Raw genomic sequence first — 17,099 nt, 5'->3', positions numbered from 1 at the left:
GCAAGGCCCCGATGCACCCGTTGACCGTTCCGGCGGTGCACTGGAACTGGAGCGTGTACACGAACGTCTGGCCCGGCACGACCGCCGTGTCGCTGACGGCCTTCTGGATCGACATCGACGCCGTCGGCGTGGCGCCCGGCGCGATCTGCGGGGCGAACTCCCGCAGCAGGGATCGCGGGGCGGGGCGGGGCTTGGATGTCGCGGACGGCGACGGCGCGGGCGTGGCCTTCTCGGTCGGAGTCGGGTTGGCGGTCGGAGACGGCGTGGGCGACGAGGTCGGCGTCGGCGAGGCGGAGTGCGTCGGCGACGGAGTCGGATCCGGGGACGGCGATGCGGTGGGGTCGGGCGAAGGCGAGTCGGTGACGTCCGGCAGCGGCGTCGGTGCCGTGGTCGGCGTCGCCGTGGGCGTCGGAGTCGCCGTGGGCGATGCGGTGTCGGTGGGATCCGGGGTGGGCGTCGCCGCGCGCGCGTCACGACTGGCGGACGCGGTGTCGGACGGGGCGGGCGTCGTCTCGACGGCCTGAGCCGGCAGGCCGGCGGTCATGATCAGGGCGGCCACCGCCGCGATCGTCGCGCCCCAGCGGATCCGATTTCCCCTCGTCGACGCGCGCATGACTCTCCGATCGCGATAAGAACGCTTTCATAGGATTCTCATCACGATCCGACGGGAGGATCAACCCCCCTCGCCCGCATGGGGTGAGGGTGCATTCGCCGGGGTCAGACCGTCAGCTGCAGGTCCTGTGCAGTCTCGCTGAGCGTGGCGCGCGCCAGTTCCGGCTGCGGGTTCAGCTGCTGACCGTAGGTCGGGATCAGCCGGCGCAGCTTCGGCTCCCACGAGGGGAACTGCTCGGGGAAGCAGGTCTTCATCAGGTTCAGCATGATCGGCACCGCGGTGGATGCACCGGGCGAGGCGCCGAGCAGACCCGCGATCGAACCGTCCGCATGCGAGACGACCTCGGTCCCGAACTTCAGCTGCCCCTGGTGCATCACCTGGGCGCGCTGACCGGCCTGCAGCAGGGTCCAGTCGCCGTCTTCAGCAGACGGCATCAGCTCGCGCAGGTCGTTCACCTTGCGGTGGTGGTTCTTGACGAGTTCGCCGACCAGGTAGCGGATGAGGTCGACGTTCGTGAACGCGACCTTGAGCATGCTCAGCAGGTTGGAGAAGCGCACCTGGGTGACGATGTCCCACATCGACCCGTTCTTCAGGAACTTCGGGCTGAACGTCGCGAACGGCCCGAACAGGACGGATGCCTCGCCGTCGACCACCCGCGTGTCCAGATGCGGCACCGACATGGGCGGGGCGCCCACCGTCGCCTTGGAGTACACCTTCGCGTGGTGCTGCGAGACGATCTCGGGCTTGCTGCTCATCAGCCACTGGCCGCCGATCGGGAAGCAGCCGTATCCCTTGACCTCGGGGATGCCGGAGCGCTGCAGCATCTTGAGCGCCCAGCCACCGGCCCCGACGAACACGAAGCGGGCGTTCACCCGTCCGGGCGCGCGGCCGATCGTGCGGCGGTACTTGACCTGCCAGGTCCCGTCGCGCTGCTGCTTCAGGTTGCGCACCTCGGTGTCGGTGCGCACCTGCACGCCCTCGGAGCGCAGGTGATCGAACAGCTGCCGGGTCAGCGCGCCGAAGTCGACGTCGGTGCCGCCGACGACGCGGGTCGCGGCGAACGGCTCGTCGGCCTTGAGCCGGCGCTGCATGAGCAGCGGCGCCCAGGTGTTGATGACGCGCGAGTCCTCGCTGTACTCCATGTCGGCGAACAGCACCTGCTGCGCGAGCTTCTCGTACCGCTTCTTCAGGTAGGCGACGTTCGTCTCGCCGCGCACGAACGTCATGTGCGGGATGGCGTTGATGAACGTGTCCGGCTCGTTGATCACGCCCTTCTCGACCAGGCTCGACCAGAACTGGCGGGACAGCTGGAACTGTTCGTTGATCGAGATGGCCTTGTCGATCTCGACGGATCCGTCGGGCGATTCCGGGGTGTAATTCAGCTCGCACAGGGCCGCATGGCCGGTGCCCGCGTTGTTCCAGGCGTTGGAGCTCTCCTGTGCGACGTCGCTGAGTCGCTCGATCACGGTGATCTTCCAGTCCGGCTGCAGCTCGTGCAGGAAGGTCCCGAGGGTGGCACTCATGATGCCCCCACCGATCAGAACGACATCGACGGTTTCAGTCACAATCCCCCAGTCTAGTTCGCCGGCCTGACCGGCCCGTGCACGCGGTCAGGCGACGGCGGCGCGCTGCGCGGCGACGACCTCGGCGATCTGCACCGCGTTCAGCGCCGCGCCCTTGCGCAGGTTGTCGTTGCTGATGAACAGCACGAGGCCTCTGCCCTCGGGAGCGGACTGGTCGGCGCGGATGCGCCCGACGAAGCTCGGGTCCTTGCCGGCCGCGTACAGCGGAGTCGGGACCTCCTCCAGCACCACGCCGGGGGCGGCATCCAGCACCTCGCGGGCACGATCCGGGGTGATGTCGCGGGCGAACTCGGCATGGATCGACAGCGAGTGCCCGGTGAAGACGGGGACGCGCACGCAGGTGCCGGCCACGCGCAGGTCGGGCAGCTCGAGGATCTTGCGGCTCTCGTTGCGCAGCTTCTTCTCTTCGTCGGTCTCGTTGTCGCCGTCGTCGACGAGGTTGCCGGCGAAGGGGATCACGTCGAACGCGATGGGGGCGATGTACTGCTCGGGCTGCGGGAAGTCGACCGCGCCGCCATCGTGCACCAGCCCGATCGCCGCGTCCTGGGCGAGGGCTGCCTCCATCTGGCCCAGCAGCTCCCGGGCCCCGGCGAGCCCCGACCCCGACACGGCCTGGTAGGTGCTGACGATCAGCCGCTCCAGGCCGGCCTCGGCATCCAGCGCCTTCAGCACCGGCATCGCAGCCATCGTCGTGCAGTTGGGATTGGCGACGATCCCCTTGCGGGCCTGGTCGATCGCGTGCGGATTGACCTCGCTGACGACCAGGGGCACATCGGGATCCATGCGCCACGCGCTGGAGTTGTCGATCACCAGCGCGCCGGCCGCGGCGAAGCGGGGCGCGTGCGCACGGCTGCCGGTCGCGCCGGCCGAGAACAGGGCGATGTCCACGCCGCTCGGGTCGGCGGTGGCGACGTCCTCGATGATCACCGTCTGCCCGCCGAAGTCGACGGCGGTGCCGGCCGAGCGGGCGGTGGCCAGCAGGCGCAGTTCGCGGATCGGGAAGGAGCGCTCGGCGAGGATCTCGCGCATCACGGTGCCGACCTGGCCGGTGGCGCCGACGACGGCGATGTTCAGTCCTGAATCAGAGATGCGGGTCATGGCACAGTCCTCGGTGAACGGGCGCGCCCGTCCTGCGGATCGCAGGGTGTTTTCACGCACCGAGCGATTCGGGATGCGGCGTCGCGGGGTTTCGCCGATTCTACCCGGGCGCGGCCCGCGGTGCGCGCGGGCATCGCGAGCCTGCCGCGGACGGGGTGTGAAAGCGTCTCAGCGCCCGGTGCCCGCGTGGACCGTGGCATCCGTCTCGCCGTCGAGGCCGAACGCGGTGTGCACGGCGCGCGCGGCGTCGGCAAGGTCGTCGCCGCGAAGCACGACCGAGATGCGGATCTCGGAGGTGGAGATCATCTCGATGTTGATGCCGGCCACCGACAGGGCGTCGAACAGCGTCGCCGACACCCCGGAGTTCGTGCGCATGCCCGCCCCGACGACGGACAGCTTGCCGATCTGGTCGTCGTGGATGAGGTTGCCGAAGCCCACGTCGTCCTGATGCGCGGCCAGCGCCCGCAGCGCGGTGGAGGCATCGGCCTTGGGCACGGTGAACGAGATGTCGGTGCGACCGGTGGTGGCCGCCGAGATGTTCTGCACGATCATGTCGACGTTCGCACCCGAGCGGGCGACGATCTTGAAGATCTCCGCCGCCTTGCCCGGAACGTCCGGGACCGCGATGACGGTGATCTTCGCCTGGCTGAGGTCGGTGGCGACGCCGGCGACGACGGGCTCTTCCATGTGCTCTCCCTGGATCTGCGGGAACGTGGCGGACAGGTCTGCGCGACGCGTCTCGTCGATGACGAGAGTGCCTTCGGCCGAGCTGAACGTGGACCGCGCGTGGATCAGCACGCCATGCCGGCGGGCGTATTCCACCGCGCGGATATAGAGGACCTTGGCCCCGTTGGCGGCCAGCTCGAGCATCTCCTCGCTGGAGATGACGTCGAGCTTGCGCGCCTTCGGCACGACCCGCGGGTCGGCGGTGAAGATGCCGTCGACGTCGCTGTAGATCTCGCAGACGTCGGCCTCCAGCGCGGCGGCGAGGGCGACGGCGGTCGTGTCGGACCCGCCGCGGCCGAGCGTGGTGATGTCGCGGGTGTCGCGGTTGAAGCCCTGGAAGCCGGCGACGATCACGATGGCGCCCTCGTCCAGCGCCTCGCGCAGCCGGATCGGGGTGACGTCGACGATCCGGGCCGCACCGTGCCGGGCGTCGGTGATCATGCCCGCCTGGCTGCCGGTGAACGAGCGCGCCTCGAAGCCCATCGAGTGGATCGCCATCGCCAGCAGCGCCATGGAGATGCGCTCTCCGCTCGACAGCAGCATGTCCAGTTCGCGCGGCGCAGGGATCGGGGCGATCTCGGAGGCCAGTTCGAGGAGCTCGTCCGTGGTGTCGCCCATCGCACTGACCGCCACCACGACGTCGTGCCCGGCGCGGCGTGCATCCACGATGCGTTTCGCGACCCGCTTGATGCTCTCGGCGTTCGCGACGGAGGACCCGCCGTACTTCTGGACGATCAGCGCCATATGTGGGGACTCCCGGATGCGGCACGCTGCGTGCGCGGGACGCGGATCCCGCGTCCGCGGTCCAGTTTACGGATCGGGCCATACCGGCCCGGCCATGTGTCGGCGGGTCAGGTGCGCGGGCGGGGATCTGGGCGCGTCGCGTGGGAGGCGGAATCGGCGTTCGCGGTCGGCGCTGCGCCGGGGACGACCGTCTCGGACACGACGGCGCCGGGGACGACGGCGGCGGGGTCGGTGGGTGCCACAGCGACGGCGATGTCGGCATCGGGGGCGCCGGGAACCTCGACGCCGGAGACGGGCGTCGTCCGGATGCGACGGGCTCGTCCGCCGGTGGCGGCCAGCCAGCATCCCAGCAGGACGAGCGGAAACCCGATCAGCAGCCCCGGCGTCAGCTGCTCGCCGAGCACGATGATCCCGAGCGTGATCGCCACGAACGGGTTCACATAGGTGAACAGCGGGGCGGTGACCGGCCCGACCTCGGCGATGAGCGCGAAGAACACGATGAACGCGATCGCCGTGCACAGCACGGCGAGGGCGCCCAGCGCCACGGTGCTGCGCACGGTGGGAACCTCATGCTGGGTGAGCAGCGCGATCGGCAGGTAGACGATCCCGATCGCGAACAGCGCGAGCGTGATCGAGCCGAGGGACGGCACGTCGCCGAGCTTGGCCGCGATGATGAACGGCGCGATCGCGTACAGGACGGCGGTCAGCAGCACCTCGGAGACGGCGACCAGGGCGGATGCGGCATCCGTCACCACCAGCCCCTGACCGGCGACGATCACCGCCACGCCGCCGAAGCCGACCAGCAGCCCGACGATCTTCAACAGCCGGATGTCGCGATGACTGCCCACCACGAATCCGATGATCGTCGCCCACAGCGGGACCGTGGCCACCAGCAGCCCGGTCAGGCCGGACGGGATGGTCTGCTCGGCGTGGCTGAGCAGGAAGAACGGGCCGCCCATCTCGACGGCGCCGAACGCGAGCACCCACGGCCACTTGCGCAGGGCGGGTCTCAGGGCCTTGCGACGCAGCGCGATCGGCAGCAGCAGGAGCGCCCCCACGAGCGTGCGGCCGCTCACGACGGCGGCGGGCGAGAACGAGCTGACCGCCTCGCTGATGAACAGATACGGCACACCCCACAGCACCGCCATGGCAGCGAACAGCCACCAGCCCTTTGCACTCACTCGTGCATTGTCACACGGACCTGCGACCCTCGAACGCGCGGCCCAGAGTCACCTCGTCCGCGTACTCCAGGTCGCCGCCCACGGGGAGGCCGGACGCGAGCCGGGTCACGGTGATCTGCAGGGTGTGCAGCAGCCGCGACAGGTAGGTCGCGGTCGCCTCGCCCTCGAGGTTCGGGTTGGTCGCCAGGATGACCTCCTGCACCGTGCCGTCGGCCAGTCGCTGCATGAGCTGGGCGATCCGCAGGTCGTCGGGGCCGATGCCGGCGATCGGGCTGATCGATCCGCCGAGCACGTGGTACAGCCCGCGGAACTCGCGCGTGCGCTCGATGGCCGCGACATCCTTCGCATCCTCGACCACGCAGATGAGGGTCTGGTTGCGGCGCGGGTCGCGGCAGATGGTGCACCGGTCCTGCTCCGAGACGTTGCCGCAGATCTCGCAGAAGCGCACGCGCTCGCGCACCTCGCCGAGCAGCTCGGACAGATGCGACACGTCGAACCCGGGGGTCTGCAGGATGTGGAACGTGATCCGCTGCGCCGATTTCGGCCCGATGCCGGGCAGGCGGCCGAACTCGTCGATCAGGTCCTGGACGATTCCGTCGTACATCTCAGCTGAACCTCGTCGGGGCCTCGTAGGGCTCTTCGCGCACGAACGTCGCCCCGAGGATCTGCCGGACCACGGCCTCGCCCACCCGCTCGACGCCGTCGTCGCGCACCGTCGACAGTCTCGGTGCCACGACGGGCACGGGCGCATCCTCGATCGTCGGCTCGTCGGCCTCGCGCTCGTCCTCGTCGGGCTCGATCGAGGTCTCGACATCGGAGGCGGGCAGGATGTCACCTTCGCGGGCGGGGGCGAGCGTCGCGACGCGCGCGCGGGCGGACGTCGCGTCCTCGGGCTCATCGTCGACGGCGAACTGCGCCGGGCCGGGGTCGGAGGGAATGGATGCCACGGCCCAGTCGGTCACCGGCGCCGCCGAGGCCGGGGCCGTGCGCGCGGTCGGCTGGGTCGATGCCGGCGCGGCCGGCTGCGGCGCACGCGCCACGGCCGTCCCGTCGGCGGACGGACCGCCGGATCCGGATCCGGGGGCGGGGCCGGGACCTTCGGGGCCGCCGGCGCCTGGCCCGCCGCCCGGTCCTCCGGCGTGCCGGGCGATGTATTTCACCCGGATGCCGAGGACGGACTGGATGGCTTGGCGCAGGTCTTCGCTGGGTCCGGCGCCGGCCTGCAGCTTCTTGAACTTCGCGACGTCGGATGCGCTGGCGAATGTGAGAGTGAGCACATCGCCGGCGACGTCCACCACCGTGGCGGCGGTCGCGATGAGCCACGATCCGCGGTTGGCGCCCTCGAGGCGTCCGAGGATCTCGGGCCACGCCTGCTGGACGCGCTCCAGGGTGACGGGACCGGCGGGTTCCGGGATGGGAGCGGCGGCAGGCGCCGACGATTCGGCGCGCGCGGCGACCGGTGCGGATTCAGGGGCGGGAGCCGGCGTCGAGACGGGCTCCGCCCGCTCGGCGACCGGGGCCGGCGTCGGGGTGGCAGGCGCCGGCGTGGCGGGCGTTCGTGCCGGTGCGGCGGGCGCCGACATGGCAGGCGCCGGTGCGGCGGGCGCCGGTGCCTCGGCGCGTTCCGCCCGCTGTGCAGTCGGAGCGGGAGCGGAAGCGGCCGGCTGCGGCATCTCGGCCCGGGGCGCCTGCTCCGCGCCCGGGCCCGGCGCCGCGGCCCGCGCCAGGACGCGGGCGATCATCAGCTCGAGCTGCAGGCGCGGCGAGGTGGCGCCGCTCATCTCGTCCAGCGCCCCCACGACGATGTCGGCGATCCGCGAGAGCCGCTCGGCGCCGAAGGTGAAGGCCTGGCGCGACATCCGCTCGAGTTCTTCGGCGGGCACGCCGTGCAGCACGTTCACGGCCCCATCGCCGGTCGCGGCCACCACGATCAGGTCGCGCAGCCGCTCGAGCAGGTCGTCCACGAACCGTCGCGGGTCCTGACCGGTCTGCACCACCCGGTCTACCGCGGCGAACGCGGCGGCCGCATCGCCGGCGGCGAACGCGTCCACCACCTCGTCCAGCAGCTCGGCCGGCGTGTAGCCGAGCAGCGCGACGGCGCGCGCCGAGGTGACGGCGCCGTCCTCGGAGCCCGCGATCAGCTGGTCGAGGACCGACAGCGTGTCTCGCGGCGAGCCGCCGCCCGCGCGGACCACCAGCGGCAGCACACCCGGTTCGACGCTCACGCCCTCCTGCGCGCACAGCTGCTCGACGTAGTCGAGCATCGCCGCGGGTGCGACCAGCCGGAACGGGTAGTGGTGCGTGCGCGACCGGATCGTGCCGATGACCTTCTCGGGCTCGGTGGTCGCGAAGATGAACTTGACGTGGTCGGGCGGCTCCTCCACCAGCTTGAGCAGCGCATTGAACCCCTGCGGCGTCACCATGTGCGCCTCGTCGAGGATGAAGATCTTGAACCGGTCGCGCGCGGGCGCGAACACCGCCCGCTCGCGCAGGTCGCGGGCGTCGTCGACGCCGTTGTGCGAGGCCGCGTCGATCTCGACGACATCCAGGGATCCGCCCCCGCCGCGACCGAGCTCGACGCAGCTGTCGCACGTCCCGCACGGGGTGTCGGTGGGGCCGGCGGCGCAGTTCAGACACCGGGCCAGGATGCGCGCCGACGTCGTCTTCCCGCAGCCGCGCGGGCCGGAGAAGAGGTACGCGTGGCCGATCCGATCACCGCGCAGCGCGGTCATCAGCGGCTCGGTGACCTGCGCCTGGCCGATCATCTCCGCGAACGTCTCGGGCCGGTAGCGGCGATACAGAGCGGTGGTCACCCGTCCAGCCTACGGTGTGGCCCGGACACCCGGAGAGCGGAGTGTGCCGGGATGCGGCATCCCATCCCGCGGGCGTCAGCGGCCGAGCGCGCCGTCCGACACGTCGATCACCGGGACGGCACCGCTGATCACCGGGATCGAGGTGGTCTCGGTCGTGGGGACGGATGCCGACAGCAGCGTGCCGTCCTCGCGACGCTCGCCGATCAGCTCGCGGAGCGAGGGTCGTCCCGGGATCACCGGACCCTGGTCGGCCAGCGGGGCGACCACCTCGCTGCCGGGATCGACGGTGTACCCGACCCCGCGCACGCTGAACTCGACCGGCACCCCGTCGCCCGCGCGCACGTGCAGCGCCTCGCGCCGCAGCGTGATGTGCAGCGGCGTGCCGTGCCAGTGGATGATGTAGGCGAGGTCGCTCCAGTCGCTGGGCAGGCGCGGGTCGAAGGTCAGCACTCCGCCGTGGTCGCGCATGCCGCCGAACCCCGACACCAGCGTGGTCCACACGCCGCCGGCCGAGGCCACGTGCACGCCGTCCGCCGCGTTCTTGTGCAGGTCGGCGAGGTCCACGTACAGGGCGTGCTCGAAGTATCCGGCCGCCAGGTCCTGGTAGCCGACCTCGGCGGCCAGGATCGACTGGGTCACGCCGGACAGGGTCGAATCGCCCGTGGTGAGCGGGTCGTAGTACTCGAAGTCGGCGCGCTTCTCGTCCGGGGTGAAGTGGTCGCCCTGCAGGAACAGCGCCAGCACGACGTCGGCCTGCTTGAGCACCTGGTACCGGTAGATCACCAGCGGGTGGAAGTGCAGCAGCAGCGGACGCAGCGCGGCCGGCGTGCGCTCCAGGTCCCACACCTCCTTCTCCAGGAACACCTCGTCCTGCGGGTGGATGCCCAGCTGCGGGCTGTACGGGATGTGCATGCAGTCGGCCGCCCGGTCCCAGGCATCCGGCTCGGCGGGGTCGAGCTTGAGCCGATCCACCATCCGGCGGTACACCTCGCCGTCCAGCTCCTCCATCTCGCGCACGGTCTGCGCGGCGTAGCGGAGGTTGAACCGCGCCATCACGTTCGTGAACAGGTTGTCGTTGACGACCGTCGTGTATTCGTCCGGGCCGGTCACGCCGTGGATGTGGAACTCCTGGAAGCCCTCGTGCGAGCGCCAGAACCCGAGGGTGGCCCACAGCCGGGCCGTCTCCACCGCGATGTCGACCCCGTCGCGATAGAGGAAGTCGATGTCGCCGGTCGCCCGCACGTACCGGGCCAGCGCGAAGCAGATGTCCGCGTTGATGTGGTACTGCGCCGTGCCGGCGGCGTAGTAGGCGGATGCCTCTTCCCCGTTGATCGTCCGCCAGGGGTACAGCGCCCCGGCCTCGGTCAGCTGGTGCGCACGCCGGCGCGCGGCCGGCAGCATCACCACCCGCATCCGCAGCGCGTTCAGGGCCCATTGCGGCGTCGTGTACGCCAGGAACGGGAGGATGTAGATCTCGGTGTCCCAGAAGTAGTGGCCGCTGTAGCCCGAACCGGTGACGCCCTTGGCACCGATGCCCTCGCCGTCGGCGCGCGCCGCCGCCTGGGCCAGGTGGAACAGGCACCACCGCACCGCCTGCTGCAGCTCGTCTCGGCCGCCGATGCGCACGTCCGAGCGCTCCCAGAACGCGTCCAGCCAGGCGCGCTGACGCTCGAAGTGCGTCGTGACGTCGACATCCATCGCCCGGTCCAGGGTCCGGCGGCAGCGGTCCACCAGCTCGCGGGCCGGCACGCCGCTGCGACCGGTGTGATAGCTGACGAGCTTGATCACCCGCACGGGGACGCCCGCCTTGGCCTGCACACGGAACACGTTCTTGGCGATGTCGGGCTCGACCAGGGTCCGCATCGTGTACGGGTTGTCTGTCTCGATGATGTGGTCGGCCACGACCCCGAGGGTCATGCCGGACTGGGCGACCTTGTAGCTGAGGGTGGAGCGCGACTTGTCCTGCCAGTACTCCTGCGGCAGCAGCACCCGCTCGGCGAACCGCTCGGCCTTGCGCGGGTCGAAGCCGGCGCGGCGCGGCGCCGTCGGCGTGCCGCCGTAGACATCCTCGCCGTCCTGCCGGTTCACGATCTGGCAGCTGACCGTCACCGGGGCGTCGTCGTTGAGCACCGTGACATCCACGCTCATGATGGCCAGGTGGCGCTCTTCGAACGACACCATCCGGTCGAAGTCGACGCGCACGTGCTTGCCGCTGGGGGTGACCCACAGGATGCTGCGGCGCAGCACGCCGTCGCGGAAGTCGAGTTCGCGCTCGTACTCGCGGATGTCGGCGACGTCGAACGTGAGCGGCTCGTCGTCCACGTACACGCGCATGACCTTCGCGTCGGGCGCGTTCAGGATGGTCTGGCCCGCCTCGGCGAAGCCGTAGGCGCTCTCGGCGTGCCGGATCGGGAAGGTCTCGTGGAAGCCGTTGATGAACGTGCCCTGCTCGTGCGCGTGCCGTCCCTCGGGGTGGTTTCCGCGCAGGCCGAGATAGCCGTTGCCCACGGCGAACAGGCTCTCGGTCACCCCGGCGTCATCGATGTCGAAACTCGTCTCGACGAGACGCCAGGGGTCGATGGGAAAGCGGTCGCGATCGATCATCTTGGTCCTTCTCGGGAACAGGGACTCGACGAGTCTAGGCACCGCCGGACGAGGATTCGACCAGGTCACCCAGATCGGTCACCACCAGGTGCGCCCCGGCCTCGCGCAGCGCCGGCGCACCGACCCCGCGGTCCACGCCCACGACCAGCGCGAAGCCGCCGGCCGCCGCCGAGCGCACCCCGCTGAGGGCGTCCTCCACCGCGGCCGCACGGGCCGGTTCGGCCCCCAGCATCCGCGCCGCGTCCAGGAACATGTCCGGGGCGGGCTTGGAGGCCAGGTCGTCGCGTTCGGCGACCATCCCGTCCACGACCACCGTGAACCGGTCGCGGATCCCGGCGGTGCGCAGCACCTCTTCGGCGTTCTTCGAACTCGACACCACGGCCACCGCGGTCCCGGCGTCCCGCAGCGCGTCCAGCAGCCGCAGCGACCCCGGGTACGGGGCGATGCCGTCCTCGCGCAGCGCGCGCTCGAAGTACGCGTTCTTGCGGTTGCCGATCCCGCACACGGTGTCGGCGGTCGGCGGATCGGACGGATCCCCCCAGCGCACCTCGACCGATCGGCTGCGCAGCAGGGCTGCCACCCCGTCGTAGCGCTTCTTGCCGTCGACGTGCTCGAAGTAGTCCCGATCGGTGTACGGCGGGGTGATCTCCCAGGCGGCGAACAGCTCGTCGAACAGGCGCTGCCAGGCGTGCATGTGCACCACGGCCGTGGGGGTGAGCACCCCGTCCAGATCGAACAGGACGGCCTCGTACGCTCGCAGATCTGTCACCGCTCGCCCTTCGTCGACTCCTTCCAGCGTAACGAGCCGGGGCAGCGCCCGGGGCCCTCTCAGCCGCCGGTCACCTGCAGCGTCTGGCGGGCGATCTCGAGCTCTTCCTTCGTGGGCACCACGAGGACGGTCACCGCCGAGGCATCCGTCGAGATGATCCGGATGCCGCGGCCCCGCTCCGCGTTGCGCCCGGCGTCGACCTGTACGCCGGCGAACCCGAGCGTGGCCAGCGCGCCGGCACGCACCTCGGGCGCGTTCTCGCCGACGCCGGCGGTGAACGAGATGACGTCGGCGCCGCCCAGCTGTGCCAGGTATGCGCCGGCGTAGGTGCGCAGCCGGTGCACGTACACGTCGAATGCGAGGCCGGATGCCGCATCCCCCCGGGCGCGGCCGGCCAGCACGTCGCGCATGTCCGAGAATCCGCTCAGCCCCTTCAGCCCGCTGCGCTTGTTCAGCAGCTCGTCCAGGCCATCGACATCCAGCTGTGCCCGCCGCGCCAGCTGCAGCAGCGCGGCCGGGTCGATGTCGCCGGACCGGGTGCCCATCACCAGTCCCTCCAGCGGGGTGAAGCCCATCGAGGTCTCCACCGAACGGCCCGCATCGACGGCGGTGACCGACGCGCCGTTGCCGAGGTGGAACACGATCTGCTTCAGTTCGCCCAGCGGCCGGCCGAGGAAGGCCGCCGCCGCCTCGCTGACGAACTTGTGCGAGGTGCCGTGGAAGCCGTATCGGCGGATGCGGTGGTGTGCGGCCAGCTCGGCGTCGATCGCGTACGTGTAGGCGGGTGCGGGCAGGGTCTGGTGGAAGGCGGTGTCGAACACGGCGACGTGCGGCAGATCCGGGAACGCGCGGCGCGCGGCGACGATGCCGGCGAGATTGGCCGGGTTGTGCAGCGGGGCGAGCACGGCCAGCTCTTCGATGTTGATCTCCACCAGCGGCGTGATCAGGGTCGGCTCGAAGAACCGCGCGCCGCCGTGCACCACGCGATGCCCGACGGCGACGGGTCGATTCTGCTCGAGGCTCGGACCGTGGTCGGCGAAGGCATCCAGCATCACCGCGAAGCCGGCGAAGTGATCGGCGATCGGCAGCGCGCGCTCGTAGGTGGCGTCGAGCATGGTGGGCGCGCCCTCGCCGGGCGCGCCCGGTACGGCGTGCACGGTGTGCCGGCACTCCCCCATCGACTGGCCGATCCGCTCGACCAGGCCGGTCGCCAGCACGCGCTCGGCGGCCATGTCGAGCAGCTGGTACTTGAACGAGCTGGAGCCGCTGTTGACGATCAGGACGATGCTCACGCGGATGCCTCTGTCTGTGCCTGGATGGCGGTGATGGCGATCGTGTTGACGATGTCTTCGACCAGCGCCCCGCGGGACAGGTCGTTGATCGGCTTGTTCAGCCCCTGCAGGACCGGGCCGATCGCGACCGCTCCGGCCGAGCGCTGGACCGCCTTGTAGGTGTTGTTGCCGGTGTTCAGGTCGGGGAAGATGAACACCGTGGCCCGGCCCGCGACCAGCGAGTCGGGCATCTTGGCGGCCGCGACCGCGGCATCCGCCGCCGCGTCGTACTGGATCGGGCCCTCCACGGGCAGCTGCGGTGCACGCTCGCGCACGAGGGCCGTGGCGGTGCGGACCTTGACGACGTCCTCCCCCGCACCGGACTCGCCGGTCGAGTACGAGAGCATCGCGACCCGCGGCTCGATGCCGAACTGCGTGGCCGTCGCCGCGGACGAGATGGCGATATCGGCGAGCTGAGTGGCCGTGGGGTCGGGGATGACCGCGCAGTCACCGTAGACCAGCACCCGATCGGCGAGCGCCATCAGGAACACGCTGGAGACCACCGAGACACCGGGCGCGGTCTTGATGATCTCGAACGCCGGCCGGATGGTGTGCGCCGTGGTGTGCGCGGCGCCCGAGACCATGCCGTCGGCCAGCCCCAGGTGGACCATCATCGTGCCGAAGTACGACACGTCGGTGACGGTGTCGGCGGCGCGATCGTAAGTCATGCCCTTGTGCGCGCGGAGCCGCTCGTATTCGCGGGCGAACCGGTCGACGTGGACGGCGTCGAACGGGCTGAGCACGGTGGCGGCCGTGATGTCGATGCCCAGTTCGATCGCGCGCCCGCGCACCTCGATCGGCTCACCCAGGATCGTGATGTCGGCGATACCTCGCGCCAGCACCGTGGCGGCAGCGCGCAGCACGCGGTCGTCGCCGCCCTCGGGCAGGACGATGCGCCGGCGGTCGGAGCGGGCCCGCGCCACCAGCTGGTAGCCGAACATCAGCGGGGTGACGGCGATGGAGCGCGCGAGGCCGAGCGCACGGGTGAGCTCGTCGACGTCGACGTGCTGCTCGAACATGGCCAGCGCCGTGTCGTATCGGCGCTGCGAGTCGGCGGCGAGCCGGCCGCGGGTGCGCATGATGCGCAGCGCGGTCTCGTAGGTGCCGAACGCGCTGGTCACGATCGGCAGTGACGAGCCGAGCCCGTCGATCAGCCGGTCGATGGCGTCGGGCAGTTCGAACGGCCCGTTCAGGACGATGCCGGCCAGCGACGGGAACGTGCCGGACGCGTTGGCCAGCAGGGTCGCCAGCAGCACGTCGGTGCGGTCGGCGGCCACGACGATGACCGCGCCCTCTTCGAGCCGTGGGAGCACGTTGACCATCGACATCCCCGCGACCACGACGTCGAGCACCTCGCGGGTCAGCAGCGCCTCGTCGCCCTTCAGCAGGGTGGCATCCAGCGAGCGCATCACGCCGCGCATCGAGGGCGCGACCAGGAACCGGTCTTCGGGCAGCGCCCAGACCGGGATGCCGGGGGCCGGTGCGGCCGACCCCTCGGGCGCGGTCGCGGCGGCGGGCGCGGCGGCGGCGGGCGCGGTCGCGGCGCCGCTGCGCACGGCCGATGCCGCGACGGCGGCGCGGACGGCGGCGACCGTCTGGTCGAGGGCTTCGGGATCGGTGCGGTTGGCGATCACCGCGAGCAGCTCGGCGCGGCCGTGCGCGAGCTCGGCGAGCGCGAGCGCCGTGATCTGGCCCATCTGCTGGGGCGTCCGGGCCTGCGTCATGCCCAGATGCTCGCCGAGGTCCTGCTGCGACCGGCCGCCCAGCACGAGCAGCACCGGGGCTCCGAGGTTCGCTGCGATGCGGGCGTTGTAGCCGAGCTCGGCGGGGCTGCCGACATCCGTGAAGTCGCTGCCCAGGATGACGACCGCGTCGCACTGCGCCTCGACGGCCTTATAGCGCTCGACGATGACGCCGAGAGCCGCCTCGGGGTCCGCGCGCACGTCGTCGTAGGTGACGCCGATGCACTCGTCGTAGTCGAGGTCGACCCCGTCGTGTTCGAGCAGCATCTCGAGCACGTAGTCGCGCTCGAGGGTGGACCGGGCGATCGAGCGGAACACACCCACACGCGGGGTCGCGTGACTTATCGCGTCGAGCACTCCGAGCGCGATCGTGGACTTGCCCGAATGGCCTTCCGCCGACGTGATGAAGATGCTCTGCGCCACGGGTCCAGCCTAGGCATCGCCACGCGCGACGGCGGCGCTTCGCCGAAACGTGGGGATCGTCGCGAGTGCCCACCGGCCGCGCTTCGCCGAAACCGGGGGATCGCCGCGAGACCGGGCACATTCCCCTGGGTCTCACGGAGGATCCCCGGTCTCGACGTTCGACACGGGGGCTGGGCCAGCGGGGCGGCCAGGCGGGCCGGGAAAAAGTAAGACTCTCCGCGAACCCGGCAGAGCCTGGTTACCCTTGCTACGTTTCCGTCCTGGGGGAGTTGGCCTGGATGCCGCCTCGCGGAGAGCTGCCACCAGTCTAACCGGATCTCGCGCCGTGCTCATCCGGGGCATCCGGGTCGCGGTCGGCTCGGCTCCTTCCCAGCGACGGGGCCGCCTGGGTCGGGTTACGATCGGAGGACACGGGCGAAGAGGCCCGCCCCCGGACCCGAAGGACTGCCGATGGAGCAGACATCCGCCCCCACCGCGACGGACGCTGTCGCGCCGATGAGCCCGTCCGGATTCGCCGAGGCGACCGGGCGGATCCTCACCGAGGTCTCGCGCGTGATCGACGGCAAGCCCGAGGCTGTGCGCAGCGCGCTGGTGACGCTGCTGGCCGAGGGCCATCTGCTGATCGAGGACGTCCCGGGTGTGGGCAAGACCATGCTGGCACGGGCCCTGGCCGCGACGGTCGATGCGACCGTGCGCCGCATCCAGTTCACGCCCGATCTGCTGCCCGGCGACGTCACCGGGGTCAGCGTCTTCAACCCGGTCGACCGCGAGTTCGAATTCAAGCCGGGCGCGGTGTTCGCCAACATCGTGATCGCGGACGAGATCAACCGCTCGTCGCCGAAGACGCAGTCGGCCCTCCTCGAGGCGATGGAGGAGGGGCAGGTCACCGTCGATGGCCACACGCATCCGCTCCCGGACCCGTTCCTGGTGGTGGCCACCCAGAATCCGCTCGAGATGGAGGGCACCTACGCCCTGCCTGAGGCGCAGCGCGACCGGTTCATGATGCGCATCTCGATGGGATATCCGGATGCCGTGGCCGAAGCGCAGATGCTGCGCGAACGCGACACCGCGAACCCGTTGGCCGCGATCAGCCCCGTCGTGGACGCGCAGCGGGTGCGCGAGCTGATCGCCTGGGCGCGGCGGGTGCACGTCTCCGCGCCGATCGAGCAGTATGCGGTCGCGCTCGCGCACGCGACCCGCACGCATCCCGACCTGCGCCTGGGGGCGAGCCCCCGGGCGACGCTGCAGCTGGTCCGCGCCGCCAAGGTCTGCGCGGCCCTGGACGCCCGCGCGTTCGTGATCCCCGACGATATCTCGGCCCTGCTCGTACCGGTGTTCGCGCATCGCCTGATCCCGACGCGCGCCACGAACGTGCGCGGCCGCGGCGGCGGAGACACCGTCACCACCATTCTGGAGCGGCTGATCACCACGGTGCCGGTGCCGCTGGCCACCGGGTCGTGAGCCGGCCATGA

At 70.9% G+C, this 17,099-nt stretch carries 12 protein-coding genes and 1 other RNA gene; 2 read left to right on the top strand and 11 right to left on the bottom strand.

All coding sequences use genetic code 11. From position 1 onward, the window contains the following. Positions 1-11 precede the first annotated feature (11 nt). Positions 12-524: a hypothetical protein gene (locus AC0L6F_RS15185; protein WP_473538519.1), complete on the top strand. Its 513-nt coding sequence runs from the start codon at positions 12-14 to the stop codon at positions 522-524. A gap of 193 nt (positions 525-717) precedes the next feature. Here AC0L6F_RS15185 and mqo read toward each other — a convergent pair whose 3' ends face one another. The 11 genes from mqo to ffs form a co-directional block, all read right to left on the bottom strand. Beyond that, positions 718-2,178 (bottom strand): malate dehydrogenase (quinone), encoded by a 1,461-nt coding sequence (mqo, locus tag AC0L6F_RS15180; RefSeq protein ID WP_274637393.1) that lies wholly within the window; start codon positions 2,176-2,178, stop codon positions 718-720. A 45-nt stretch (positions 2,179-2,223) separates the two neighbouring features. Then, positions 2,224-3,294 carry an aspartate-semialdehyde dehydrogenase gene (locus AC0L6F_RS15175; RefSeq protein WP_473538518.1) on the bottom strand — a complete coding sequence of 357 codons (1,071 nt, stop codon included), beginning with the start codon at positions 3,292-3,294 and terminating at the stop codon, positions 2,224-2,226. Positions 3,295-3,462: 168 nt separating this feature from the next. Continuing rightward, positions 3,463-4,764, bottom strand: a complete 1,302-nt coding sequence (locus AC0L6F_RS15170; RefSeq protein WP_473538517.1) for an aspartate kinase — start codon at positions 4,762-4,764, stop codon at positions 3,463-3,465. A gap of 107 nt (positions 4,765-4,871) precedes the next feature. Beyond that, positions 4,872-5,945 carry a DMT family transporter gene (locus tag AC0L6F_RS15165; RefSeq protein ID WP_473538515.1) on the bottom strand — a complete coding sequence of 358 codons (1,074 nt, stop codon included), beginning with the start codon at positions 5,943-5,945 and terminating at the stop codon, positions 4,872-4,874. Positions 5,946-5,955: 10 nt separating this feature from the next. Continuing rightward, entirely contained in the window at positions 5,956-6,549 is a 594-nt protein-coding gene (gene recR / locus AC0L6F_RS15160; RefSeq protein ID WP_274637389.1) for a recombination mediator RecR, read from the bottom strand. A 1-nt stretch (position 6,550) separates the two neighbouring features. After that, a complete protein-coding gene (locus tag AC0L6F_RS15155; RefSeq protein WP_473538514.1) occupies positions 6,551-8,758 on the bottom strand; it encodes a DNA polymerase III subunit gamma and tau in 2,208 nt (735 codons plus the stop codon). A gap of 75 nt (positions 8,759-8,833) precedes the next feature. Next, positions 8,834-11,362 carry a glycoside hydrolase family 65 protein gene (locus tag AC0L6F_RS15150; RefSeq protein WP_473538513.1) on the bottom strand — a complete coding sequence of 843 codons (2,529 nt, stop codon included), beginning with the start codon at positions 11,360-11,362 and terminating at the stop codon, positions 8,834-8,836. A gap of 34 nt (positions 11,363-11,396) precedes the next feature. Next, on the bottom strand, positions 11,397-12,131 hold the full coding sequence (locus AC0L6F_RS15145; RefSeq protein ID WP_473538512.1) for an HAD family hydrolase: 735 nt from the start codon (positions 12,129-12,131) through the stop codon (positions 11,397-11,399). A 59-nt stretch (positions 12,132-12,190) separates the two neighbouring features. Then, positions 12,191-13,423 carry an acetate/propionate family kinase gene (locus tag AC0L6F_RS15140; RefSeq protein ID WP_473538511.1) on the bottom strand — a complete coding sequence of 411 codons (1,233 nt, stop codon included), beginning with the start codon at positions 13,421-13,423 and terminating at the stop codon, positions 12,191-12,193. Next, positions 13,420-15,627, bottom strand: coding sequence for a phosphate acetyltransferase (gene pta, locus AC0L6F_RS15135; RefSeq protein ID WP_473538510.1), 2,208 nt, complete (start codon positions 15,625-15,627; stop codon positions 13,420-13,422). The genes AC0L6F_RS15140 and pta overlap by 4 nt, the downstream gene beginning before the upstream one ends. A gap of 204 nt (positions 15,628-15,831) precedes the next feature. Beyond that, an RNA gene (gene ffs, locus AC0L6F_RS15130) (signal recognition particle sRNA small type) lies at positions 15,832-15,928 on the bottom strand. Between the two features lie 149 nt (positions 15,929-16,077). Here ffs and AC0L6F_RS15125 point away from each other — a divergent pair. Continuing rightward, entirely contained in the window at positions 16,078-17,088 is a 1,011-nt protein-coding gene (locus tag AC0L6F_RS15125) for an AAA family ATPase (RefSeq protein ID WP_473538509.1), read from the top strand. Positions 17,089-17,099: the final 11 nt, after the last annotated feature.

The sequence above is a fragment of the Microbacterium sp. G2-16M genome, from assembly GCF_055809115.1.
Note: the sequence above shows the minus strand (reverse complement) of the source record. Positions and strands in the feature narration are given on the sequence as shown.

Coding starts and splice junctions, on each gene's coding strand:
- AC0L6F_RS15185 (WP_473538519.1), top strand. CDS start 12: ATGCACCCGTTGACCGTTCCGGCGGTGCACTGGAACTGGAGCGTGTAC.
- AC0L6F_RS15175 (WP_473538518.1), bottom strand. CDS start 3,294: ATGACCCGCATCTCTGATTCAGGACTGAACATCGCCGTCGTCGGCGCC.
- AC0L6F_RS15170 (WP_473538517.1), bottom strand. CDS start 4,764: ATGGCGCTGATCGTCCAGAAGTACGGCGGGTCCTCCGTCGCGAACGCC.
- recR (WP_274637389.1), bottom strand. CDS start 6,549: ATGTACGACGGAATCGTCCAGGACCTGATCGACGAGTTCGGCCGCCTG.
- AC0L6F_RS15150 (WP_473538513.1), bottom strand. CDS start 11,362: ATGATCGATCGCGACCGCTTTCCCATCGACCCCTGGCGTCTCGTCGAG.
- AC0L6F_RS15125 (WP_473538509.1), top strand. CDS start 16,078: ATGGAGCAGACATCCGCCCCCACCGCGACGGACGCTGTCGCGCCGATG.